Origin of the sequence: Collinsella sp. AF28-5AC (genome assembly GCF_003457875.1) — a bacterium.
Lineage (GTDB): Bacteria > Actinomycetota > Coriobacteriia > Coriobacteriales > Coriobacteriaceae > Collinsella.
Map to the genome: position 1 here is coordinate 289,936 of NZ_QRTA01000001.1, position 25,181 is coordinate 315,116.

17 protein-coding genes and 1 tRNA gene are annotated in these 25,181 nt (G+C 60.2%); 11 read left to right on the plus strand and 7 right to left on the minus strand.

Annotated features, from left to right (window positions below):
- The first annotated feature begins 9 nt into the window (after positions 1-9).
- The 4 genes from priA to DWZ01_RS01305 all read left to right on the plus strand — a co-directional run bounded on the left by priA (position 10) and on the right by DWZ01_RS01305 (position 5,534).
- Positions 10-2,340 carry a primosomal protein N' gene (priA, locus tag DWZ01_RS01290; RefSeq protein ID WP_233504588.1) on the plus strand — a complete coding sequence of 777 codons (2,331 nt, stop codon included), beginning with the start codon at positions 10-12 and terminating at the stop codon, positions 2,338-2,340.
- A gap of 18 nt (positions 2,341-2,358) precedes the next feature.
- Entirely contained in the window at positions 2,359-2,895 is a 537-nt protein-coding gene (def, locus tag DWZ01_RS01295; protein ID WP_117847703.1) for a peptide deformylase, read from the plus strand.
- Positions 2,896-3,216: 321 nt separating this feature from the next.
- Complete coding sequence (gene fmt / locus DWZ01_RS01300) at positions 3,217-4,137, plus strand: methionyl-tRNA formyltransferase (protein ID WP_117769649.1); 921 nt, start codon at positions 3,217-3,219, stop codon at positions 4,135-4,137.
- Positions 4,134-5,534 carry an RsmB/NOP family class I SAM-dependent RNA methyltransferase gene (locus DWZ01_RS01305; RefSeq protein WP_117769650.1) on the plus strand — a complete coding sequence of 467 codons (1,401 nt, stop codon included), beginning with the start codon at positions 4,134-4,136 and terminating at the stop codon, positions 5,532-5,534. Before fmt ends, DWZ01_RS01305 begins: the two co-directional genes overlap by 4 nt.
- A gap of 140 nt (positions 5,535-5,674) precedes the next feature.
- Here DWZ01_RS01305 and DWZ01_RS01310 read toward each other — a convergent pair whose 3' ends face one another.
- From DWZ01_RS01310 to glgB, 7 genes are all read right to left on the minus strand, one after another.
- A complete protein-coding gene (locus tag DWZ01_RS01310) occupies positions 5,675-5,911 on the minus strand; it encodes an FmdB family zinc ribbon protein (protein WP_055287350.1) in 237 nt (78 codons plus the stop codon).
- Between the two features lie 88 nt (positions 5,912-5,999).
- A complete protein-coding gene (locus DWZ01_RS01315) occupies positions 6,000-9,296 on the minus strand; it encodes a 4-alpha-glucanotransferase (RefSeq protein WP_117847704.1) in 3,297 nt (1,098 codons plus the stop codon).
- Positions 9,297-9,726: 430 nt separating this feature from the next.
- The gene (glgA, locus tag DWZ01_RS01320; protein ID WP_233504589.1) at positions 9,727-12,117 is read right to left on the minus strand and encodes a glycogen synthase GlgA; all 2,391 of its coding nucleotides are present in this window, start codon (positions 12,115-12,117) and stop codon (positions 9,727-9,729) included.
- 90 nt (positions 12,118-12,207) lie between these two features.
- Positions 12,208-13,335 carry a glucose-1-phosphate adenylyltransferase subunit GlgD gene (gene glgD, locus DWZ01_RS01325; RefSeq protein ID WP_117583495.1) on the minus strand — a complete coding sequence of 376 codons (1,128 nt, stop codon included), beginning with the start codon at positions 13,333-13,335 and terminating at the stop codon, positions 12,208-12,210.
- Between the two features lie 4 nt (positions 13,336-13,339).
- Positions 13,340-14,488 (minus strand): glucose-1-phosphate adenylyltransferase, encoded by a 1,149-nt coding sequence (locus tag DWZ01_RS01330; RefSeq protein ID WP_006233920.1) that lies wholly within the window; start codon positions 14,486-14,488, stop codon positions 13,340-13,342.
- Positions 14,489-14,596: 108 nt separating this feature from the next.
- Positions 14,597-17,023 (minus strand): glycogen/starch/alpha-glucan phosphorylase, encoded by a 2,427-nt coding sequence (locus DWZ01_RS01335; protein WP_117769654.1) that lies wholly within the window; start codon positions 17,021-17,023, stop codon positions 14,597-14,599.
- A gap of 94 nt (positions 17,024-17,117) precedes the next feature.
- A complete protein-coding gene (glgB, locus tag DWZ01_RS01340; RefSeq protein WP_117769655.1) occupies positions 17,118-19,379 on the minus strand; it encodes a 1,4-alpha-glucan branching protein GlgB in 2,262 nt (753 codons plus the stop codon).
- Positions 19,380-19,710: 331 nt separating this feature from the next.
- On the opposite strand from glgB, the gene DWZ01_RS01345 reads away from it, so the two are divergent.
- From DWZ01_RS01345 to DWZ01_RS01375, 7 genes are all read left to right on the plus strand, one after another.
- Complete coding sequence (locus tag DWZ01_RS01345) at positions 19,711-20,400, plus strand: HAD family phosphatase (RefSeq protein WP_117769656.1); 690 nt, start codon at positions 19,711-19,713, stop codon at positions 20,398-20,400.
- 9 nt (positions 20,401-20,409) lie between these two features.
- A complete protein-coding gene (locus DWZ01_RS01350) occupies positions 20,410-21,051 on the plus strand; it encodes a thiamine diphosphokinase (RefSeq protein ID WP_117769657.1) in 642 nt (213 codons plus the stop codon).
- A 70-nt stretch (positions 21,052-21,121) separates the two neighbouring features.
- Positions 21,122-21,197, plus strand: a tRNA-Ala gene (locus DWZ01_RS01355).
- A 780-nt stretch (positions 21,198-21,977) separates the two neighbouring features.
- Positions 21,978-22,529 carry an antiterminator LoaP gene (gene loaP, locus DWZ01_RS01360; RefSeq protein WP_233506152.1) on the plus strand — a complete coding sequence of 184 codons (552 nt, stop codon included), beginning with the start codon at positions 21,978-21,980 and terminating at the stop codon, positions 22,527-22,529.
- Between the two features lie 66 nt (positions 22,530-22,595).
- A complete protein-coding gene (locus DWZ01_RS01365) occupies positions 22,596-23,345 on the plus strand; it encodes a sugar transferase (protein ID WP_233506153.1) in 750 nt (249 codons plus the stop codon).
- On the plus strand, positions 23,345-24,121 hold the full coding sequence (locus DWZ01_RS01370; protein WP_199412359.1) for a WecB/TagA/CpsF family glycosyltransferase: 777 nt from the start codon (positions 23,345-23,347) through the stop codon (positions 24,119-24,121). The genes DWZ01_RS01365 and DWZ01_RS01370 overlap by 1 nt, the downstream gene beginning before the upstream one ends.
- Positions 24,122-25,180, plus strand: coding sequence for a polysaccharide biosynthesis protein (locus tag DWZ01_RS01375; RefSeq protein WP_117847707.1), 1,059 nt, complete (start codon positions 24,122-24,124; stop codon positions 25,178-25,180).
- Position 25,181: the final 1 nt, after the last annotated feature.

Sequence of the window (25,181 nt, forward strand, 5' to 3'; positions counted from 1 at the left end):
TACGCGAGCGTGGTCCTCGACATCCCGACCCGTGCGCTGTCCGAGCCATTCGCCTACGGTATCCCCCGGTCCCTTGCCAACGAGGCGCAGATCGGATCCACGGTCCTGGTCCACTTTGGTAACCGTGCTGCCGCAGGCTATATCGTCGATATTGCGCCCGAACTGGGCGACTTGCAAGGCAACATTACCCTCGACACCGCGCGCATCAAGCCCATCGAGACCATCCTCAGCAAACCGCTCTTTGGCGCCGAGTCCGCCCGTATTGCACGTTGGATGAGCCGCGAGTATGTTGCGACGCTTTCCGAGTGCCTGCGCCTGTTCTTGCCTCCGGGCGGAAGCCCGCGCGTGGTCAAGGGCGATGACGGCGTGTGGACCGTTGAGCGCCCTGCCGTTAAACCCATCCAAAACCGCTGGGTCATGCTCACGCCCGAGGGTTTCGACTACACGCCGCCAAAGACCGCGGTCCGTCAGCGTCAGCTCATCGAGGCGCTCCAGTGCGGCCCGGTCACGACGCGCGACCTCAACCTGCTCTATAACAGTATGTCGGCGACCATCAAGGCGCTCGAAAAACGCGGCGTCGTGGTGGTGGAGGAGCGCCGTGCCTGGCGCGGTTGCAGCGAGCAGACCACGCTGTCCTCGGCAAGCGGCAAGGCGCCGGTCTCTCTTACCAACGGCCAGCAACAGGCACTCGCGCAGATTGAGCGCGCCCGTCTGGACGCTCATGGCGACGTGGTGCTGGTCGACGGCGTCACCGGCTCCGGCAAAACCGAGGTCTACCTCTCGGCGATTGAGCGCGTGCTGGCGACCGGCCGTTCGGCCTGCGTGCTCGTGCCCGAGATCTCGCTGACGGCCCAGACCGTCGGCCGCTTCCGTTCGCGCTTTGGCGAGACGGTCGCCGTGTTCCATTCGCGCCTTTCGGCCGGCGAGCGTCTGGACCAGTGGGATATGGTCGCCAGCGGTGCGGCCCGCGTGGTAGTCGGCGCCCGCTCGGCGCTCTTTTGCCCGCTCAGCGACTTGGGTCTCATCATCATCGACGAGGAGCACGAGACCAGCTACAAGCAGGGCTCTAGTCCGCGCTACCATGCGCGCGAGGTGGCGGCCGAGATGGCGCGGCGCTACCGCTGCCCGCTCGTGTTGGGCTCCGCCACGCCCTCGGCCGAGGCCCTCGACCGCTGCCGCCGTGGCACGTATAACGGTGCCACCTGGACGCGCGTCGAGATGCCCGAGCGCCCGGGACACGCCGTGCTGCCGACAGTCCGCATTGCCGACCTGCGCCGCGAGTTCTCGCACGGCAGCCGCTCTATGTTCTCAAAACCCTTGATGGAAGGTCTGGAGCGTGTGGTCGAGCGCCGCGAGAAGGCAGTGCTACTACATAACCGCCGTGGCTTTGCGCCGTTCCTGATGTGCCGCGAGTGCGGCTGCGTCCCAACCTGCAACCACTGCTCCACCGCGCTTACGTATCACGAGCGCACGCACACGCTGCAGTGTCACACCTGCGGATCGTCTTGGCGCGTGCAGCCGTATCCCGCGCCCACGAGTCGTTGCCCCAAATGCGGTAGCCGCTATCTGGCAAAAATGGGCCTGGGCACTCAGCAGATCGAGGACGCGCTGCACCAGATGCTGCCCGAGGATGTCGCCATCATTCGCATGGATGCCGATTCCACGCGCGGCAAGGATGCGCACAAAAAACTGCTCGAGCAGTTCGATGCCGCCGATTGTGCGGTGCTGCTGGGCACGCAGATGATCGCCAAGGGCCTTGACTTTCCCGAGGTCACGCTTGTGGGCGTGGTCAATGCCGACTTTGCCCTCAAGCTGCCGGACTTCCGCGCAGGGGAGCGCGCCTACGACCTGCTGGAACAGGTGGCGGGCCGTGCCGGTCGCGGCGATCGTCCCGGTGAGGTGATCATCCAGACCTACCTGCCCGAGGATCCGGTCATTCGCGCCGTCGCTGAGCACGACCGTTCGATCTTTACCGACTACGACCTGGATCAGCGCCGCGACGCGCTGTACCCGCCGTTTATTCGCCTGGTCAACATTTTGGTGTGGTCGGCGAACCGAGACGACGCGCACGACTACATCGGGCGCATTGCAAAGCTTCTTAAGCGCCGCTGGCATGCCGCCGCGCCAGACTTTTTGCGGGCGGGCAGCGCGGTGCCGCAGGTGCTGGGCCCGGCTTCGTGTGTAATCGAGAGAGCCAAGGACCGTTACCGCTTCCATCTGCTTGTGAAGTCGCCCGTGGGGTACCATGTCTCTGATGATATCGACGCCTGCCTCAAAGAGGCGGGCTCCATGCGCGGCGTGAGCGTGAGCGTTGACGTCGATGCCTATGATTTGATGTAACAACCCGAAAGGATGGCCATGGAAGCCAACGGAATCGTACTGTCGCCCGACCCTCGTCTGCGCCAGGAGTGCGCCGTCATCGAGGAGATCACCCCGGCGATTGAGGCGCTTGCCGAGAAGATGAAGAAGATGATGTTCGACAACGGCGGTTGCGGCCTGGCCGCCCCGCAGATCGGTGAGCTCATTCAGCTCGTCACCATCGACTGCGACTACAGCGACAAGAACGATTACGACCCGTACGTGCTCATCAACCCCGTCATTGTCGAGCAGAGTGACCATTTGGTGCCGTTTAACGAGGGCTGCCTTTCCATCCCCGGCATTAGCTGCGAGATCGAGCGTCCCGATCACGTTGTCGTCGAGGCGTATGACCTGGATGCCAACCTGATTCGCTATGAGGCCACAGGCGACCTGTTCTGCGTGTGCCTGCAGCACGAGATCGATCACCTGCACGGCAATACCATGTTCGAGCGACTCAAGCCGATGCAGAGGATCAAGGCCGTCAAGGAGTACCAGGACGCCCTGGCCCGCGGCGCTCGACCGGGCGAGACGGAGTAGGTTTGTCCGTCCCCGGGGCGCCCCCCTATATCATCCCCTGCTCAAACATTCTCGCTGCGCTGCGAAACTGCGCGCGGGACGATATAGGCGGGCGCCCCGGGGACTACGTTGACGCTGCTTGACTCGCCCGGGTGCCGTCGGGCCAGGGAAGGGCGTCTTCGCTGATAATTGCTTTGTTGGAAGAGCTGCTTTTATTGCGGCTCTTTCTTTGGTTTTGGGTATATTTGTTTTTGTTGAATTGTTCTTGCGGATGGGCCGGGTACTTGGCTTTCCGCTGTTCTTTGTAGCCGTCTCGGCTTTGGTTGAGGGGAGACGTCCTTTATGCGTATTGTGTTTATGGGTACGCCTGATTTTGCTGAGCCTTCGCTGGTTTCGCTTGTTGAGGCTGGGAATGAGATTGCGCTTGTTGTTACTCGTCCTGATGCTGTTCGTGGGCGTGGTAAAAAGTTGGAGCCGTCTCCTGTTAAGGCTAAGGCGCTTGAGTTGGGGTTGCCGGTTGTTGAGGCCAATCGTATGACGCCTGAGGTTGTTGAGGCGCTTCAGGCTGTCCAGGCTGACATTTTCTGCGTGGCTGCTTATGGGTGCATTTTGCCCGATGAGGTGCTGCATATGGCGCCGCTCGGCATTGTGAATGTTCATGCGTCCTTGCTGCCTCGTTGGCGTGGGGCTGCTCCTATTCAGCGTGCGATTCTCGCTGGTGACGAGGTTGCTGGCGTTTCTATCATGCGCATCGGGCATGGCGTGGATACTGGCGCTTATTGTGCTCAGGCTTCCACGTCGGTTGCCGGTAAGCATGCTGAGGCGCTGACCATGGAGCTTGCTGAGCTTGGCGGTAAATTGCTTGCCGATACGCTTCCTTCGCTTTCCGATGGCACCGCCGTGTGGACTGAGCAGGATGAGTCGCTTGTTACCCATGCCGCCAAGATTTCTAAGCAGGAGATGCGTCTTGATCCGCAGATGGGGGCGCTCAATTGCGTGCGTCATGTGCTGGCCTCGTCCGATACCGCGCCTGCCCGATGCGTGATTGCCGGCAAGACCGTGCGCGTGCTCGATGCTGCACCGGCCGATGTCTCGCTTGACGAGGGCGCCGTTGACGTTAAGAACAAGCGTGTTTACCTTGGTCTTTCCGATGGCTCGGTTGAATTGCTCGAGGTTAAGCCCGATGGCAAGCGTGCTATGTCTGCTTCTGCCTGGGCTGCTGGCCTGCAGGGCGCCGATCTTTCGTGGGGTGTTTTGTCATGAGCAAGCTGTCACCCGCGCGCAAGCTTGCGCTCGATGTATTGATGGAGGCCGATCGCCGCGGTATGTATGCACGCGACGTGTTGTCTTCCCGTGCTTCTGCCAAGGCCATTGATCAACGCGATTCCGCGTTTGCCGCTCGCTTGGCGCTCGGTGTTGCCGCCACACAGGGTATTTTGGATGAACTGCTCGATCAGTTTCTCGATAAGCCCAAAAAGGTCGCGCCGCGTGTTCGCATGGCGCTTCGCATCTCGGCCTTCGAGATGCTCTATCTGCATACGCCTGGCCGCGTTGCGGTGAGTCAGGGCGTTGAGCTGGTGCGCAGCGGAGCTAAGTCTGCCGCTGGTTTGGCCAATGCCGTGCTCCATAAGGTCGCGGACAACGTTGAGAACTTTGCCACTGCGTCCGATGTAGATGAGTCTGAGCGACGCTTGGTTCGTCTGTCGCGCCTGATGGGTCTGCCGCGTTGGCTTTGCGCTCGTATTATGGCCTCGTTCGATACCCCAGAGGGTGCGCTCAACTTTGCTGGCAATCTGGCCCCCGCGCCTCTGGCCCTGCATGAGAACGCCTTTGCGAACAAGCCCGATCCGTATATCTCGCAGCTCGTCGCGCCTGTCTTCCCGGGCTGCCATGCCCCGGTTGATGCCCAGGTTACCGTTGCTTCGGGTGTGTTTGAGCGTGCTGCCGCGGTGGCGTCTGATCTCAACGCGCAGCTTATCGCCACGGCTGCCACGCGCCCTGGATGCTGCCTTGAGATTGGTGCCGGTCGCGGTACCAAGACCTATGTGATGATGTGCCAGGCTAAGCGCGCCGGCTATGAGCGTCAGCATACGGCACTTGATCTTCATGACCGCAAGTGCGATCTGAATCTCGCTCGCCTGCATAAGGCCGGTATTCAGGGCGTTCGTACGGTTTCGGGTGATGCCTGTGAGCTTGATGAGGTGCTCACATCGTTTGATGCCATGCTTGGAGAGCCGGTTAAGTTCGACACGGTCTTTATCGATGCGCCGTGCTCGGGCACCGGCACCATGCGCCGTCATCCTGAGATCCCGTGGCGCCTAACCGAGAATGATGTGACGACCGAGTTACCCAAGCTTCAGCTGACGATGCTTAAGGAGGCTTCTGCGCGCGTGGCCGCCGGCGGAGAGCTCATCTATGCCACCTGCTCGGTTTTTGATGAAGAGAACACGCAGGTCGTGGATGCCTTCCTGGCCTCTTCCGAGGGCGCCGACTTTAGCGTCGCACCGCTCTCCGAGGCGCAGATTCTGCAACTCCCTGAGTTCGATCAGGCCAAGAAACTCGTATCCGTACGCCAGAACGATCAAGGCCTCTTCCAAAGCGTGCCGGTAAACGCCGACTCCTACGACGGCCACTTCTGCGCCCGCCTGATTCGCAAGTAACTACTAAGTTGCGTTGAAATAGGGATTGAATAGCGGCATCTACCCGCCAAAAAGTCCTTATTTCACCGCAACTCATAGAGCCACCTATAGCGCAAAGAAACAGCCCCGCGATCGATGTCGGTCGCGGGGCTGTTTGGTTCCTAGTGGCTATGCGGGCAGTTGGCGCAGCAGCCGCTGGTGGCGTTGGTGCTGGAACCACCGCTTCGCTGGTCGGTGTTGTAGAAACCGCTGCCTTCGAACTTAATGCCGCTGGCCGAGAACGTCTTGGATGCCGGGGCACCGCAGCTAGGGCATACGACCTCGGGCGTCTCGGACATGGGGTGCTCAACCTCAAACACGTTGCCGCAGCTCGTGCACTTGTAATCGTAGCGCGCCATAATACTTCCTTTTCAGCACAAAGCGGGCAGATCGCTCTGCCCGCAAAAATTCAAGCAGCTGTAACTGTACCCTATATCGGGGGTTTTATCACGCTTCGCCCCAGAATCTATGGGTGTTGCGCAGGAGCTTCGCAGTTTTCTCCTCGGCTGCCGCAACGTCGGCCTCCCGTGCCTGCCATGTCCAGTTGCCCGTGGCCACGCCCGGCACGTTCATACGTGCATCGTCGCCCAGTCCCAGCACGTCCTGCAGCGGCATCATCACGAGCGGTGCATCGCTTGCCAGGGCATCGCCCATGAGCTCGCTTGCCAATGTAATGCCGCTCGGCTCATCGCCGCCTGCAAAGGAGCGCGTGCACCAGCCGGCAAGTGTCGAGGTGTCGTGCGTCGAGGTGTACAGGATCTTTCCCGGTGTGGGGTGAATTCCGCAACGAACGTCGTAGTCGCTAAACTCCAGCACGTCCATGCCGGGGAAGCCGCAGGTCGATGCCATGGCGCGAACGCCAGGCGTCAGATAGCCCAGATCCTCGGCAATAAAGTTGAGCGGACCCAGCTCGTCATAGGCGGTCTGGAACAGGTCCTTGCCCGGACCTGCCAGCCAGCGACCATCGGCGCAGGCCTTACCGGCGGGAATGCTAAAGTAGCTGTGGAAGCCCAGGAAGTGGTCCAGGCGCACGCGGTCGTAGAGCGAAAACGCACGGCGCAGGCGGTCGAGCCACCAACGATAGCCGTTCTCCTTCATGCGATCCCATCGGAAGGTGGGGTTGCCCCACACCTGGCCCTCGGGCGCAAAGTTGTCGGGCGGCGCGCCCGAAATCTCAATCGCTTTGCCGGTATCGGACAGCCAGAAGTTCTCGGGCTCGCTCCACGCGTCGGCCGAATCGTCCGAAACGTACATCGGGATATCGCCGATGACCTCGATGCCCTTCTTGTGCGCATAGTTCATGAGCTCGCACCAGGCAAGGTCAAAGCGATACTGCATGTACGCCTGCAGCTCGGCCTCGTCGTGGAAGCGCTTGTCATTGATCAGATACTCGTTGTAGCGCGCGACATCTGCCGGCCAATCGTGGCGCGACTCGCCCTCAAAGTACTTCTTAACGGCCATGTAGACGCAGTACTTCTCGAGCCAATCAGCGTTGCGATGTTTAAACGCCGTGTACAGCGGGTCGGCATCCTCGCCGCCGTGAGCCTTCCATGCAGCAAAGTCGGCGGCCAGCTCCTCGTGACTCTCGGGCAGCAGGTCAATATTGCCCGCAAAGGCCGAAGGCCCAGCGTAAGGGGAGCGGAAGAAGTCCGTCGGGTTGACGGGCAGGACTTGCCAGTAGCGCATGCCCATAGCGGCCAGATGGTCGATAAAGCGACGCGTGGGCGCACCGATTGTGCCGGGCTTGCCGTCATCGGTCGGCACCGAGGTGATGTGGCACACAACGCCCGCGCCATGATCGAGCGGCTCCTGCAGACGCTTCTCGGCATGGTGATAGATGATCGAAGAGCCCAGCGGGTACAGGTCGAGCGTGACGGTACCGTTGTGGATCTCGCACTCGTGACCGCTGATCACGTCGCTCGCGCATTCGCCGAGCGCCGGAATCGTCACGCGGTGCGAATTGCGCAGGCTGCGGTTGATGATAACCGTCGCGGCCTCGCCGTCTTTGCCCGTGCGGGTGTAAGCCAAGACTTCGTCGTTGAGCGCAAAGGCCTTGATCTCGCCATCGACCATAAAGGGCAGCGCACGGCGCACGGCAGACGCGTTCTTAACGATGGCCAGTGTGTCGAAGTCATGGAGTTGGTCTTTGGTCGGCAGGGTGCGGCGGTTGCCCGGGTCGGTAAGGCCCTCCAAGCCGTACTCGTCACCGTAATAGATTGAGGGTACACCCGGGAAGGTCATCTGCATGAGCGTCGCCAACCAAAAGCGGCTCTTGGCCAGGCCCATGGAGTTCTCGTCCAGGCGCCATTTGCTGCGCTCGCTCTCGGGCAGCTGCGACTCGTCGGGGCCACCGCCGAGCACCGAGATGATACGCGGACGGTCGTGGCTCGAAAGCAGATTGAGTGCGCAGGCCAGTGCCTCGCGCGGGTAGTTCTCGCGCAGGGTTTCGATATCCTCGGCTGCCTGGTAGGCGTTCTTGTAGCCCATCAAAAAGCCGATAACCATGTCGCGGAAGGGGTAGTCCATGGCGGAGTCGAGCTCCGAGCCCTGCAGATAGCGACGCAGGTGGCCATAGCTGATCTTGTTGGAGGCGTCTTCCCAGACTTCGCCGAGCAGCAGCGCATCGGGCTTCTCGGCGAGCACGGCCTTTTTGATCTCGGCCAGGAAGTCGTCGGAAAGTTCATCTGCCACATCGAGTCGCCAGCCGTGGGCACCGGCGCGCAGCCATTTACGGATCACGCCGTCCTTGCCCAGGAGCCGCTCGCGCACCAGTTCGGAATTCTCGTTGATGGCGGGCATGTTGCCCACGCCCCACCAGCAGTCATACGAACCGTCCTCATGGAAGTAAAATGCATCGCGCCACGGCGAGTCCTCGCTCTGCCATGCACCGACGCCGGGATAGTTGCCGTAGCGGTTAAAGTAGATCGAGTCGTCGCCCGTATGGTTGAAGACGCCGTCCAGGATGATGGAAATGCCGAGCTTCTCGGCCGCCTCGCACAGCTCGGTAAAGTCCTGCTCGGTGCCCAGAATCGGGTCAATCTTGGTGTAGTCGGCCGTATCGTAGCGGTGGTTGCTCGCGGCCTCAAAGATCGGGTTGAGGTAGATGGCCGTAAAGCCCAGCTCGGCAATGCGGGGCAGGTCATTTTGGATACCCTTGAGCGAGCCGCCGTAAAAATCCCAGGTCTTGATGGAGCCGTCTTCGGCACGCTCGTACTCGGGCGGTTCGTTCCAGTCTTCGACCATGCGGCGCTGGATTCCGTTGCGCGGTTTTTCAACTTCGGCAAGCGTGCGCTCGCGCCAGTTTTCATCGCGGGCATAGCGGTCGGGGAAAATCTGGTAGACCATGCCACGCTCGTACCACTCGGGACGAACTTCGCGGTGCTTGTAGACGGTGATCTGGAAGGACGGGACCTCGGCGTAGTTGTAAGTTACGCCCTCGCCACCGGTGCGACCCTGCGGTGCGCCCAGACGGACCTCGGGCTGGCCCTCGATGTTGCAGATAAAGCTGTACCAGATAAGACAGGGCTCGGCGCACTCAAGCTCTACGGTAAATATGCCGTCGCCCTCGTGCGTCATGGGATACAGAGACTCACCGATCTCATCGACCCAGGTGCGCAGCGTAAGCGTTGCCTGGTTGGGGTCGGCATCCTCCAAAATCACCGAGAGCGAAACGGAAGTTCCAGTGGTCACAGCGCCAAACGGAGTGCGAAACTGCGGCAGACGGCTGTTGTGAATCAATCTCATAATTCGGTCCAGTTCAATAGAATCACGGCCTGCGGGCCATGGGCTTTACGCACAGGATATAAGTATATATGTTGCACACAGGCTGTATAAACAACATCCGTTTACCATCGGCGAACGGTTGTCCTAGAAAATCGTTTTACCACCCAAATTATCGCGATATTTAAAAACGTCTATACCGATACTATTTGTATCCAAACAAAAGTACTTCGGTTTACTACGACGAATTGAATGATCTCAACAACAGTCATTTTGGTGATATTAAAACCGCAGCTAGAAGCGTTCTTAATTTCGAAGATTACTCGCCGTGGTCGGCCGGAGCCATTTTGTCGTAGTAAACCGGCCCTCTTTTTAATGCGAAGTTCAACGCAAAAGAGGGCGCCTGGTTGGGGCGCCCTCTTTTGCGTTGAGGATTTAGTTTTAATCGTCCGGATTAGCGGCGCTTGCGGGCGGCCGTTGCCTTGCGGACGGAGGTCTTCTTGGTCGGAGCCTTTTCCTCGGCCGAAACGGCGGGGGAGACCGGGGTCTCCTTGGCGGGCTCGGTCTTTGCCTTAGTCTTGGGAGCGGCCTTAACCTCGGCAGCCTTCGGAGTCGGCTCGGCCTTTACTGCGGGCTTGTCCTCGGCCTTACCCTCTGCCTTGGGAGCTGCAGCCTTGGTCGTGGTCTTCTTGGCCGTCGTCGCGGCGCGTTTGCGCGTGGTGGTCTTGGCGGCCGGCTTTGCCTCGACAGCTGCCTTGGCCTCGGGCTCGGAGGGCGCCTCCTCGACCTTGACGGCGGGCTTTGCAGTAGCCTTCGGGGCCGTCTTCGCGGCGGCCTTCGTCGTAGCGGCCTTGGCCGTCGTCGACTTCGTAGCCGTGGTCTTCTTGGCTGCCGTTGCCTTCTTGGTGGTTGCAGCCGTCTTCTTGGCAGCGGTCTTGGCCGGAGCCTTTGCCGCAGGCTTAGCCTCGGCGGCGGCCTTTACCTCGGGAGCAGCCTCGACCTCGTTGGCCTTCTTGGCAGCGGCGGTCGTGCGCTTGCGCGTGGTCGATGCCTTGGCAGTAGTTGCCTTGGCAGCGGTGGTCTTGCTCGCAGCGGCCTTCGTGGTCGTAGCCTTCTTAGCCGTTGCCTTGCGGGTCGTCGTCTTTTTGGTGGCAGGCTTCGCAGCGGGCTTCACCTCAGGCTCGGGCTCGGGAGCAGCCTCGACCTTCACCTCAGGATCGGCCTTAACGGGCTTAGCTTCAACCGGCTTCTCCTCGGCCTTGGGCTCCTCAGCGGCAGCGGGCTCCTTAACGGTCGCCGCAGGCTCGGCCTCGGCAGTAACCGGCTTCTCCTCAGCCTTGGGCTCCTCGGCCGCAGCCTCCACAGCCGCCGGGCGCTCAATCTCCGGGTGCATAAAGAAGTACAGGTCCAGATACTTGTCGGCCGAGCGCGTCCAGCTAAAGTCCTGGCTCATGGCCTGCGTGACCAGCTGGTTCCAGGCATCGCGGTTGTCCCAGAACAGGCGTGCCGCGCGGAACACCGCGTCGCCCATCTCGTCGCCGTTAAAGTTGGTAAACGAGAAGCCCGTGCCCTCGCCGGTAAACTCGTTGTACGGCTGCACGGTGTCCTTCAGGCCACCGGTCTCGCGCACGATGGGCAGGGTGCCGTAGCGCATGGCGATGATCTGCGACAGGCCGCAGGGCTCAAACTTCGAAGGCATCAGGAACATGTCGGCGGCAGCGTACATGCGCTGCGACAGCGCCGGGTCAAACTCGATGCGCGCGGCCATGGTGCCGGGGTACTTGTCCTGGAAGTAGCGCAGACCGTCCTCGTAGTCGCGGTCGCCGGTGCCCAGCACGGCCACCTGAACGCCGCCGGACAGGATGCGGTCGAGCGCGTACATGACCAGGTCCATGCCCTTCTGGCGCGTCAGACGCGTGACCATCACCATAAGCGGGCGGTCGTCGCGCACCTCGAGCCCCAGTTCCTCCTGCAGCTTGGCCTTGCACACGGCCTTGCCGGAACGGTCGTCAACCGTGTAGTTGGCGGCAATGCGCTTGTCGGTTGCCGGGTCAAAGGCCGCCACGTCAATGCCGTTGAGGATGCCCTGCAGTGCGTAGGAGCGCTCGCGCAGTACGCCGTCCAGGCCCTCGCCAAACTCGGGCGTCTGGATCTCGCCCGCGTAGGTGGGGCTCACCGTGGTGATGGCATCGGCATAGTGCAGCGCGCCCAGCATGTAGTTGATGCTGCAGGCGTCGCAACGCAACTGCGTGGCGGCCGCGGGAATATGCGCCACACCCAGGATGTCCTCCATCACGGTGTCGCTAAACTGGCCCTGGAACGCCACGTTGTGGATCGAGAACACGGTCTTGACGCGGTCGTACAGCGGCAGTCCCTGGTAGAACTCGCGCAAGAACACGGGCGCTAGTGCCGTCTGCCAGTCGTTGCAGTGCAGGATGTCGCACTCAAAGCCCTCGGGCAGGTGCTGCAGGCTCTCGGTGATAGCCTTGGAGAAAAACGCGAAGCGCTCGCCGTCGTCAAAGAAGCCGTACGGATAGTCGCGCGCAAAGTAGCGCTCGTTGTCAACGAACATATAGGTGACGCCGTCGTGCTCAAGCTTCTCGAGCCCGCAGTACTCATTGCGCCAGCCCAGGCTCACGTAAAAGTCGGCAAAGTGCTCCATCTGCGCCTTGTACTCGTCCTTGATGGTGGCGTACTTGGGCACCATCACGATGACCTCGGCGCCGGCGCGCACAAGCGCCGCAGGCAGCGAGCCCGCCACGTCGCCCAGGCCACCGGTCTTAACAAACGGTGCGCACTCGGCCGAGGCAAACACGATCTGCATCTTTTTGCTGGAATCTGCCATATTGTCTCCCATGTTGCAATTCGAGAATAGCCGCCTGGCGCTAACCGGGCGGCTATTCTACCTGTTACGAGCGATGTTGCGGTGCCAACGTTAACGTACGATGGTGGTGTCGGAAGTTAACGGAGCCTTGCCCAGCACCAGGATGTTCTCGGGCGTGCCGCGAAGCTCGGTGTTGGTGGGAACCACGTTGTTCTTGTCCAGAATGGCGTTCTCGACGCGTGCGCCGCTCTTGATGATGCAGCTCTGGTTGATGATCGAGTTAGTCACCGAAGCGCCTTCCTCGACCACGACGCCGCGCGACAGGATCGAGTTGCGCACGGTGCCCTTGATGATGCAACCGGCCGAGATGATCGAGTTGCACGCGTGGCTGCCGGTCGCATAGCGCGAAGGCGGCACGTCGTGAGCCTTGGTCAGGATCGGGCGCTCGGGATCGAAGAGCTGGTCGGCCACGGTCTGGTCGAGCAGGTCCATGCTGCGGCGATACAGTGACTTCTCGCTAAACACGCCCACGACCTCGCCCTTGTACTCGTAGCTGCACACGTCGATGTTGCCAAAGTCGCCCTGGAGTGCCTCGAGCAGGTCCAGATAGTCGGCGGCCTGGTAGTGGTCGATGATCTCGAGCAGCGTATCGCGGTTGACGATGCAGCAGTCCATAGAGGCGTTGTCGCCGTACACGACGCCAGCGCTCACGCCCGTCAGGCGACCGTTCTCGTTAATCTCGAGCTTGGTCTCGTCATCGACGTTGCGCGTGGCCTTGCAGTACACCACGGTCATCTGGGCACCGGAGTTCTCGTGCGCGTCGATGATGGTGTTGAGGTCCATGTTAAAGATGATGTTGGTGCCCATCATCACAACATAGGGCTTGTCCGAGCGCTGGAACAGCGTCTTGTTGGAGATGATGTCACGCAGCAGGAAGCGCATGCCGCCCTTGGTGGTGCCATACGCGTTGCCGGGCACCATGAACAGGCCGCCCTTCTTGCGGTCCAGGCCCCAGTCCTTGCCCGAACCCACGTGGTCGATCAGCGAGCGGTAATTGCCCGGCATGACGACGCCGACGGTCTTAATGCCGGCATTCATCATGTTGGACAGCGGGAAGTCGATCAGGCGGTAGCGGCCCAAAAACGGAACGGACGCGATGGGGCGGTCCTTGAGCAGCACGCTGCCGTAGGTCGAAGAGTAGTTAGCGGTGATATAACCGATGGCCTTGCGATTGATCATCGGATCATTCCCCCTTCCCGATAACGACGTCATTTCCAACGACGGCCGTATCCTTGGTGGTATCGACAGAGCCGAGCTTCACGCCCTCTTCGACCGTGGAGTTCTCGCCCAAAATAGCGCGGCAGATGTGCGCGCCGCTCTTAACGTGCGCACCCGGCAGCAGCACGGAGTCCTCGACCACGGCGCGCTCCTCGATGATGACATCGGTCGAAAGGATCGAGTGGCGAGCGGTGCCGTAGATCTTGCAGCCGTTGGAGACCAGGCAGTCGTCCAGGCGGCCGTCCGGGCCAATGTAGTGCGGCGGACGCGTGGTGATGTTGGACATGATGGGGAAGTGCTTGTCGAACAAATCGAACTCGGGGTTGTTGCCCAGCAGGTCCATCGAGGTCTCGTGGAAGCTGGCGATGGTGCCAACGTCCTTCCAAAAGCCGTGGAACTCGTAGCTGTACAGGCGCTTGCCCTCGCCGAGCAGCTTGGGGATGATGTCCTTGCCAAAGTCGTGGCTCGAGCGCTGGTCTAGAGCGTCCTCCTCGAGCGCCTCGATCAGCACGTCGGCCGAGAAGATGTAGATGCCCATGGACGCGAGATTCGAATCGGGCTTATCGGGCTTCTCGGTGAACTTGGTGATGCGGCCGTCCTCGGGGTCGGTGGTCAGGATGCCAAAGCGGCTGGCCTCCTCCCAAGGCACGGGCATAACGCTCACCGTGAGGTCGGCGTTGTTCTCAATGTGCGTCTTGAGCATCTTGCGGTAGTCCATGCGATACAGGTGATCGCCCGAAAGAATCAGGACGTACTTGGGGTCGTTGGCCTTGATGTAGTCGAGGTTCTGCGTAATGGCGTCGGCCGTGCCCGCATACCAGGCGCCGCCGGTCTGCGTCTCATACGGCGGCAGAATCGACACGCCGCCGTCGCGGCTGTCCAGATCCCAAGCCTCGCCAGAGCCCACGTAGGCATGCAGCAGGTAGGGACGGTACTGCGTCAGAACGCCCACCGTGTCGATGCCCGAGTTGGAGCAGTTGGACAGCGAAAAGTCGATAATGCGGAACTTGCCACCAAAGCTAACCGCCGGCTTAGCGATCTTTTGGGTGAGTGCCCCCAATCGGCTGCCCTGTCCTCCTGCGAGGAGCATCGCGATGCATTCTTTCTTACTCATCGATTTCTCCTTCTGTCATCGATGTTCCTAAACCCATTAGCGACGGGCGCGGCGCAACGTCACGCCCGTCGAGTAATGCCGTGCTGGCATAGGGGAGCTCGTGCGCCTTTACGCGTGCCAGATCTCGTCGCGGTACTCGCGAATGGTGCGGTCGCTCGAGAACCAGCCGCTCGAGGCGGTGTTGAGCAGGGCCTTGCGGTTCCAGGTCTCCTGGTCGCCGTAGCTGCCCGTGAGCTTCTCCCACGCATCCACGTAGCTGCGGAAGTCTGCCATGACCAGGTCGGGGTCGTTGTTGTTCATGAGCTCGTTGTAGATGCTCTCGAAGTTGCCCGAAAGACCCGCAAAGGTGTTGTCCTTGAGCTCGTCCATCACGCGGCCCAGGCGCTCACGGTCGCCGTTGAGGGTATCCCACGCAAAGTAGCTATTGGATGCCCAGAGCTGCTCGACCTCGGGAGCGGTCAGGCCAAAGATAGCCTCGTTCTCGCGTCCGGCCAGGTCGGCGATCTCGATGTTGGCGCCGTCGAGGGTGCCCAGCGTAATGGCACCGTTCATCATGAGCTTCATGTTGGACGTGCCCGAGGCCTCCTTGCCGGCCGTGGAGATCTGCTCCGAGATTTCGGCGGCAGGGTAGATGAGCTGGGCGTTGCTCACACGGAAATTGGGGATAAAGCAGACCTTCATGACCTCGTTGACGCGGGCATCGTTGTTGATGACGTCGGCCACGGAGTTAATGAGGCGGATGGTCTCCTTGGCGAAGGTGTAGCTCGAGGCGGCCTTGCCGCTAAAGATAAAGGTCGTCGGCGTCACGTGGAAATTGGGATCGGCGATGCGACGGTTGTAGATGTCCATCACCTTCATGATGTTCATGAGCTGGCGCTTGTAGGCGTGGAAACGCTTTACCTGAACATCGAAGACGGTGTTGGGGTCAATGACCAGACCGGTTTCGGACTTGACATAGGCGGCCAGGCGCTCCTTGTTGGCGCGCTTGGAGGCACCCACGGCCTTCAGGAACTCGGAGTCGTTCTGGAACTCCTTGAGCTTCTCCAGCTCAAAGGCGTCCTTCAGCCAGCCGTCGCCAATGGCCTCGGTTACGAGCTTGGCATAGGTGGGGTTGGCCTCGGCAAAGAAGCGACGGTGCGAGATGCCGTTGGTCTTGTTGTTGAACTTCTCGGGCGTCAGGGCGTAGAAGTCCTTGAGCACGATGTTCTTGATGATGTCGGAGTGGATCTTGGCCACGCCGTTGACGCTGTGGCTGCAGATCACGGACAGGTTGGCCATGCGAATCTCGCCGTCCCACAGGATGGCGGTCTGGCGCAGACGCTCCTGCCAGCCCTCCTGCGTGGTGTCGAACGACTCGTGCCAACGACGGCTGATCTCGTCGATGATCTGGTACACACGGGGGAGGAGCTTGGAGAACATGCCGATGGGCCACTTCTCCAGGGCCTCGGGCAGGATGGTGTGGTTGGTGTAGCTCACGACCTGCGTCACGATGCTCCAAGCGTCATCCCACTCGAGCTTTTTCTCGTCGATGAGGATACGCATGAGCTCGGGACCGCACATGGCGGGATGCGTGTCGTTGGTGTGGATGGCCACAAACTGCGGCAGCAGCTCCCAGTTCTCGCCGTGCTCCTTCTCAAAGGTGTCGAGCAGGCTGTAGATGCCGGCCGAGACAAACAGGTACTCCTGCTTCAGACGCAGCAGACGGCCGTGCTCGCCGGCGTCGTTGGGGTAGAGGATGGCGCTGATGGCCTCGGCCTCGGCGCGCTCGGCATCGGCCAGGGCATAGTCGCCGCGGTTGAAGGCCTCAAGGTCAAAGTGCTCCTCGACCGGCTCGGCGGCCCAGACGCGCAGCTTGTTGACGGTCTCACCGGCATAGCCCACCACGGGGATGTCATAAGGGACGGCCAGAATGTCCTGCGTGTCCACCGTGCGGTAGAACGTGCGTCCGTTCTCCTCAAAGCCCTCGACGTGGCCGCCAAACTTAATGGTCACGGCCTTGTCCTGACGTCGGACCTCCCAGGGATAGCCGTGGGTGAGCCACTCGTCCGTGGCCTCGACCTGGCTGCCGTTGACGATCTCCTGCTTAAACAGGCCGTAGCGGTAGCGCATGCCGTTGCCGTAGCCGGCGATGCCCTCGGCTGCCATGGAATCCAGGAAGCATGCGGCCAGACGGCCCAGGCCACCGTTGCCCAGCGCCGGATCGGGTTCCTGGTTCTCGATGACGGAAAGGTCGAAGCCCATGTCGTCGAGCGCCTCGGCGACCATGTCGCGCACGCCAAAGTTGAGCAGGTAGTTATCGAGCAGGCGACCGATCAAAAACTCGATCGAGAAGTAGTACACGCGCTTCTTGCCCTCGGCGGTGGCACGGGCGTCGCTCTTGGTGGCAACGGTGCGGGCCTTCTCGGCCACGAGCTTGGCCAGGGCGTTAAAGCGGTCCAGATCGCTGGCGGCCTCGACGCTCTTGCCGCTGATGCTCATGACGGCATCGCGATAGAGCTCGGTAAACTCCTGCTTGTTGTCGAAGATCTTATTCATACGTTCCTTTCCCCCGGGGATGTTTCTCCCGGAACGGTTATGACTTGTATCCTACGCCCCCACGGGACGGGTAATTGCACCCGTAACGCTTTTGTTACGCTTTCTTGGCAGGAGCCTTAACAGCGGCTGCCTTGGCCTTGGAAGCAGTCTTTTTGGTGACCGCCTTCTTGGCCGTGGTGGTCTTGGCCGAAGCCCTGGCAGCGGGCTTGGCAGCCTTCGCCTTTGCCGGAGCCTTCTTAACAGCCGCAGGCTTGGGCTTTACCGAGGACGCACGCTTGCGCGTCGCCTTCTTGGGCTTCTCGACCACGGGCGGCTTATAGCTGCTGGGCCCGCGGCGCTTAAGCACCACGCCTGCCAGGCCGGGCACCTTAATCTCAATGGAGTCCATCTGCCCGTTCCAGGGATAGGGCTCGCTCGAGCAGGTGTAGGGTTCCTCACCGGCATAGCCGCTGCCGCCAAACTCGGGACGGTCGGAGTCAAAGATGACCTCCCAGTCGCCCTCGCGCGGCACTCCCACGCGGAAGCTCTCGTAGCTCGCCGGATCAAAGTTGATCAGGATCACCAAGTCGTCATCGACGTCCTCGCCCTGACGCACAAAGCTCACGATGGACTGTTTGGAGTTGTCCGCGTCGATCCAGGTAAAGCCGTCGTCGGTGTAGCCGCGCTCGTACAGAGCGGGCTCGGCGGTGTACAGGTGGTTGAGCGCCTTGATGAACGCCTGATGATGACGGTGGGTCTCGTACTCCTCGGTCAGGAACCACTGGATGGACTCGTAGTAGCGCCACTCAATAAACTGGCCGATCTCGTTGCCCATAAAGTTGAGCTTGGCACCGGGATGCGTCATCTGGTAGAAGGCCAGCGTGCGCAGTCCGGCAAACTGGCGCCACCAGTCGCCCGGCATGCGGCCGATGAGCGAGCACTTGCCGTGCACGACTTCGTCGTGGCTCAGCGGGCAGATGAAGTTCTCGGTAAAGGCGTACATGATGGAGAACGTGAGCAGGCCGTGGTTGCCGGGGCGCCACGGAAAATCGGTCTGCATGTAGTGCAGGGTGTCGTTCATCCAGCCCATGTCCCACTTGTAGTGGAAGCCCAGGCCGCCGTCCTGCGGCGGATAGGTCACAAGCGGCCACGCGGTGGACTCCTCGGCCATCATCATCACGTCGGGGTAGTGCGCCTCTACAGCGCAGTTGACCTGACGGATAAACGCGCTGGCGTCCAGGTCCTCCTCGGTACCGTACTTGTTGAACTTCTTTTGGCTGGGATCGTCAATGCCAAAGTTGAGGTACAGCATACTGGACACGCCGTCCATGCGAATGCCGTCCACGTGGAAGTTCTCGAGCCAGTACAGCACGTTGGAGACCAGGAAGGAGCGGACCTCGCCGCGGGCGAAGTCAAACTTGTGCGTGCCCCAGTTGGGGTGAATCTCGTGCTCAAACAGCATGTGGCCGTTAAAGGTGGCAAGGCCGTGGGAGTCGGCGCAAAAACCGCCGGGAACCCAGTCCATGATCACGCCGATGCCCGCCTCGTGGCACGCATCGATAAAGTGCATGAGCTGCTGGGGGTTGCCGTAGCGCGACGTGGCGGCGTAGTAGCCGGTCGTTTGGTAGCCCCAGGAGCCATCGAAGGGATGCTCCATAAGCGGCATGACCTCGATATGCGTGTAGCCCATGTCGTGCACGTAGTCCACGAGCTCCACCGACAGGTCGTCGTAGGTGTAGAACTCGCCGCGCTGCGCGGGGAAGGGGTCCATGGGTCCGGGGTAATTGCCGTACTCGTCGGGCTCGCCCTGCGGCGCGTCGCCGTGGCGCTTCCACGAGCCAATATGCACCTCGTAGATGTTGAGCGGCTGCGACATGTGGTTATGGCTGGCGCGGCGCTTGAGCCAAGCGGCGTCATTCCACTTGTAGCCATCGAGGGTCCACAGCACGCTCGCGGTACCCGGAGGGCACTCGGCCTTAAAGGCATAAGGATCGGCCTTGTAAAGCTTCTCGCCCTCGTTGGTCTCGATGAGATATTTATAGAGTTGGCCCTGCTCGGCACCAGGAATAAAGCCTTCCCAAATAGCGCTCGTATGCACGGGCACCAGCGGGTTGGCTTCCTCATCCCAGTCGTTAAATTCGCCAATGACATGGACACTCTTTACGTCGGGCGCCCAAACGCAAAAGCGCCAGCCGCGTGTGCGCTGCTGCGTGTCGGGATGCGCGCCCATCTTTTCCCAGCTGCGCTCCCACATTCCAATGCCAAACAGGTAGACATCGTCCTTGGAGAGCTCCGGTGCGTGCGGGGCGGCTTTACGGGTAGCAGGCTTTTTGGTTGCTGGCTTTAGCTTTGTATCGCTCACGTTTGATCCCATCATGACGCGGCAGCGTGTTGCCTTGGTGACTAGATGCGAAAGGTCCAAGGCTGCACGAATCGAAGGGACGGCGATAGTTCTATGATTCGTTCCACCTCGCGTGCTCGGTGGAACTTTCGGCAGAAACTACGATAACACCTGTACGTTACTTTTATGAACGAAAGAGGGTTTGCGGGGGCGTTTAATCGGTAAGCGCCATGTTTATACCACTTGCAGAATTGACGTGGTAAAACTCTTGACAGTTTTATCAATTAGCGTTTCTAGATTGTTAGGTTGACGTTTGGTAAAACGTTTTTAGCAGGTTGTTTACCCTTTGACATCGAAAGGCTCGTATATGGACCACATCGCCGCCTCAAGTGTCGCTTTTATTTTCGATTGCGACGGCACACTGGTTAACAGCACCCCCGTTTGGGCTTATTCTCAGCCCGAGTTATTGCACCGCCACGGAGTTGACGTGACGGTCGAGGATTTTGCCCAGTTTGAGCATTTGTCGCTCGAGGACGAGTGCCAGGCCTACCACGACACCTGGGGCATTGGTACGAATGGCGAGGAGCTGTATCGCGAGCTGAGCAATATTCTGATTGATGGGTACTCCAAGGTGCCGCCGCGCGAGGGGCTCCTGGCTTTTTTGGAGCAGGCGAAGGCGGCCGGCGTTGCCATGTGCGTTGCTACGTCCACGCCGACCGAACTGGTGCAGTCCGCGCTCGCTGGTGCCGGGCTCGACGCGTACATGGAGTTTGTGACCACCACGGGTGAGGCGGGACGTTCCAAGCAGTTCCCCGATGTGTACGAGCTGGCGCTGCGCCGCCTGGAGGAGCGCCATGGGCACAAGTTTGCGCGCGCTTGGGTGTTTGAGGACGCTGTCTTTGGCCTTAAGAGCTCTGGGGTCGCTGGCTTTAAGCGTGTGGGTATTTATGACCCGCACGGCCGCATGAAGCGCGACGATGTACGCGCCAACTGCGATATCTTTATCGACAGCTACGAGGAGCTGGATCTGGCCCGCGTGCTTTCGTTTGAGGGATAGGCGAGGGCCGTGGCTTGCAAGGTATTAGTGGTCTGCGGCTCGCCCGTGGTGGCGAGCGCGGATCTGTTACGTAGGCTAGCAGGGGAGTGCGACCACGTCGTCGCCGTGGACCGCGGACTCGACGCGCTGCTGGGCGCGGGACTGGGCTGCGATGTGTATGTGGGGGACGCCGACACGGTGAGCGACGCGGGTCGTGCGTTGGTCGATGCCGCCGAAGCCTTTGAAGTAGAACGCCACGACCCGTATAAGGACTATACCGATCTGGCGCTGGCGCTCGATTCCGTCCGTCGTCGCTGGCCGGGTGCCGAAGTAGTTGCGACCTGCGCCACCGGCGGCCGTCCTGATATGGCGCTTTCCGTACTGGGCCTGCTCGCGGGCTACGAGGATGCCCCTGTCTGGATTGCCGAGGACAGGGCGGTCGCCCGCATCCTTCGCGCAGGCGAATCGTGGACCATCGAAGGCGCCGAAGGCAAGACGTTCTCCATCATCGCCATTGCCCCCAACACCGTGGTAAGCGAACACGGCCTAGAATGGGAGCTAGACCACAGCTCCCTGGGCCTGTTGGCCGACACCGGCATCTCTAATGTCGTCAGAAAAACGGCCAAGATCCAAGTTCACACCGGCACCGCCATCGCTTACCTATATCAATAGGCATTTAGAATCTGACCCAAAAAAGTCCTTGCACGCCGCGCCAACTTCCCCTATAGTATCTCCTCGTCACGGGGGCGTAGCTCAGCTGGGAGAGCGCTTGACTGGCAGTCAAGAGGTCAGGGGTTCGATTCCCCTCGTCTCCACCATCGTGAATGCAAAGGCCTTCGGAATTTCGAAGGCCTTTTTTCATGCCAAAAAACCACGCGCCACAAACCCCACCTACGCCAACAAAAAGTTGCACAATTTATTTCACATGTCTGTACATAGTTTGTTACACAAACGCGATTATCAGTGTAGATCGCCGTTCCATTTGGGCTTCAGGAACGCCCCTAATCACCGCCACTACCTTAATAACCTGCATCAATGTGAACAACATCGCAAAACAGCCCCCTTGAACACGCTAAATGAACGAAATGTTGTCCAGTACTGCCCAAATCAGTTTCGCTAACAGCTTGTGCTAGGATACATAACGTTACATGAGTTCAACTGTGCTCACGGCTCCAGCAAGTCGCAAAACGCAGGGTCGATCAGCATCCGGCCGTAACGGCGGTGCCAGAAACACCATGAGCTCCAATATCGATTGCCATGCGCGATTTTGCACTTGCTTTTGCGGGCATTTAATAGTTCGCATTTGGTAATGCATCAAATTGCTACGGCAAACCTCAGCAGTTTTCAGCTGTTTGCGTGCGGTCCAGTTTTGGTACCCGCTTGACTGGTTCGCACGCAGCCAGCTGGAGACGCGGTCATTTTGCGATACACGTCCGCGTCTCTAGCAACTGCATTTGTACATACCGTTCACGGTGGGGCAGAGCCACGTGCTTGTCTAACTGGGCTCAGGGTTTGAATATGGAGCGCCTTAGCGCACAAGCGCCCTGGCGAAGCCATACCCAAACCCCGTGAGCCACACGTAAGACAGCAAGGGGGTGGTGCTCGTGTGGTATGTGATTCAGGTCATTAATGGTCGCGAAGATGTAATGCGCGAGCGCATTGAGCGTATGGTGCCGGCGAGTGCCATGCAGGAGCTCTTTTATCCCCAATTTCAAACTGAGATTAAAGTACACGGCGAATGGGTCAATACGGCCAAGCCGCTCTTTCCCGGTTATCTTATCTGCGACACGACAGATCCCCGCACCGTGCAACAGTATCTGCTGCGCATGGACGACTTTGCCCGGGTGCTTTCCCAGGACGGTCAGTTGTTGCCGTTGGCAAAAGAAGAGGTCCAGCTCATTGGTGGCTTTACGCATAGGGGAGACCGCGTAGTGCCCATGAGTGAGGCCCTAAAAGACGGCGACAAGGTCGTAGTGACGGCAGGTCCGCTGCTGGGCCACGAAGGCCTTATCAAAACCATTAACAGACGCAAGAGCACTGCTTATTTGGAGCTCAACCTGTGCGGCCGACGCGTAACCACCCGCGTTGGCCTTGCCGTGCTTTCGGCCGAGCAGCGCGTAATGCGAAACCTTAAAAAGGCGATCGCCTAGCTGCTGGCGACCGCTACACAGAACAGGAAGGATCCCCGACCTGGGGACAAAGTGTTGGAAGAGAACGTGTCGGATAAAACAAAATATGCAACGGATGCGCCAGCGGGTGCGGCGCTGATTGCTCAGGCCATGGACCAGCGTGAGGGTGCCGGCCGTTACAGGGCCATGCAATCAATCATGGACTGGGATCGCTCGCGCCTGGCCTACCGTGCCGTGAAGCGCACGTTCGACATCGTGTTCAGCGGTGCCGCGCTCGTCCTCATCGCGATCCCCGGCCTCATACTCGCCGCTGCCATCCGCCTGGAGAGCGAGGGGAGCCCCTTCTATAGCCAGATCCGCGTGGGCCAGACCCGACCCGACGGCAGCCTTACCACCTTCCGCATGTGGAAGTTCCGTTCCATGTACAGGGACGCCGACGAGCGCCTCTCCGAGCTCAAGGGGCAGAACGAGATCGCCGGCGCCATGTTCAAGATGAAGGAGGACCCGCGCGTCACCAAGATCGGAAAGTTCATCCGCAAGCACTCCATCGACGAGTTCCCGCAGTTCCTGAACGTGTTCCTCGGCCAAATGTCCGTCGTGGGTCCGCGCCCGCCGCTGCCCAACGAGGTTGCCGAGTACACCGAGTACGACCTGCAGCGCCTGGCCGTAAAGCCCGGCATTACCGGATGGTGGCAGGTTACTGATCGAAACTCAACTGGTTTCGACGGTATGGTCCAGCGAGATCTTGAATACATTGCGAGGCGTGGCATTCTCACCGATTTAAGGATTATCGCCCTCACCGTTATTGAAGTAATCACGGGAAAGGGTGCGTTTTAGTGCTTAAGTCCTATCTTCATTATCCCGAATTAAACCGCGTGCCCGTGATCGATGTCCCGATCACGGGCACCAATATGTCTGAATGCGTCGATTTCATTACTCACAATATCGACGATCTGCATGGCGAGTATATCTGTGTCTCTAACGCCCATACGTCGGTTATGGCCCATGACGATCCCAGCTACTGGACCTGTCAGGCTGAATCCGTTATGTCCGTTCCCGATGGGAAGCCCCTATCGATTGTGGGTCGAAAGACGATCACGTCGATGGGACGAGTGACAGGTCCGGATTTGATGCGCGAGATTTTCAGTATTTCCGCCCAGTACGGATGGAGCCATTACTTCTACGGCAACGAACAGAAAAACCTCGAGGCGCTCATGGAGTCGCTTCAAGAAAAGTATTCGGGCTTGGAAATTGCTGGCATGGAGCCTTCCGTCTTTCGTCCGCTCTCAGATGGCGAGAAACGAGACCTTTCACAACGCATTGCTGATTCTGGCGCCGACTTTGCGTGGATTGCACTTGGTGCTCCGCGGCAGGAAGTCCTCATGCATGAGCTTAAAGGCGGCCCCCAGCCACTAATGATTGGTGTAGGGGGAGCCTTTAACGTTCTCGCCGGCGTGGTGCCGGAGGCACCGATTTGGATGCAGAACCTAAGTCTTGAGTGGCTATACCGCCTGATGCAGGAGCCGAAGCGACTATTCAAACGATATCTCGTTACTAATACCAAATTTCTCTTTTACCAGTTCACGGGCGCTAAACGCAAGGAAGGCAAGTAGATGAAACCCACCACCGCATTCAAAGACAAGACCCTCATGATCACGGGCGGCACCGGCTCGTTCGGCAACACGGTGCTCAAGCACTTCATGGACACCGACCTTGCCGAGATCCGCATCTTCTCGCGCGACGAGAAGAAGCAGGACGACATGCGCCACCGCCTGCAGGAGAAGTCGCCCGAGCTCGCCTCCAAGGTGCGCTTCTTCATCGGCGACGTCCGCAACGCCCAGAGCGTGCGCGACGCCATGCACGGCGTGGACTACATCTTCCACGCCGCCGCCTTGAAGCAGGTGCCCTCCTGCGAGTTCTTCCCCATGGAGGCCGTGCGCACCAACGTCATCGGCACGGACAACGTCCTTCATGCCGCCATCGACGAGGGCGTGGACCGCGTCGTGTGCCTGTCCACCGACAAGGCGGCCTACCCCATCAACGCCATGGGCAAGTCCAAGGCCATGATGGAGTCCATCATCTACGCCAACGCCCGAAACGGCGCCGGCCGCACCACCATCTGCTGCACACGCTACGGCAACGTCATGTGCTCGCGCGGCAGCGTCATCCCTCTGTTCATCGACCGTATCCGCAAGGGCGAGCCGCTCACGGTCACCGACCCCAACATGACCCGCTTCCTCATGAACCTGGACGAGGCCGTCGACCTGGTGCAGTTCGCCTTCGAGCACGCCAACCCCGGCGACCTGTTCATCCAGAAGGCCCCCGCCTCCACCATCGGCGACCTCGCCGAGGCCGTCCAGGAGGTCTTCGGCCGCGTGGGCACCCAGGTGATCGGCACCCGCCACGGCGAGAAGCTCTTCGAGACCCTCATGACCCGCGAGGAGCGCCTGAGGGCCGAGGACATGGGCGGCTACTACCGCGTGGCATGCGACTCGCGCGACCTCAACTACGACAAGTTCGTCGTGGACGGCGAGGTGGAGACCCAGGCCGACGAGTCCTACACCTCCCACAACACCGAGAGGCTCGACGTGGCGGGCACCATCGCCAAGATCAAGACCGCCGAGTACGTGCAGCTGGCCCTGGAGGGCCGCGAGCACGAGGCGGTGCAGTAGG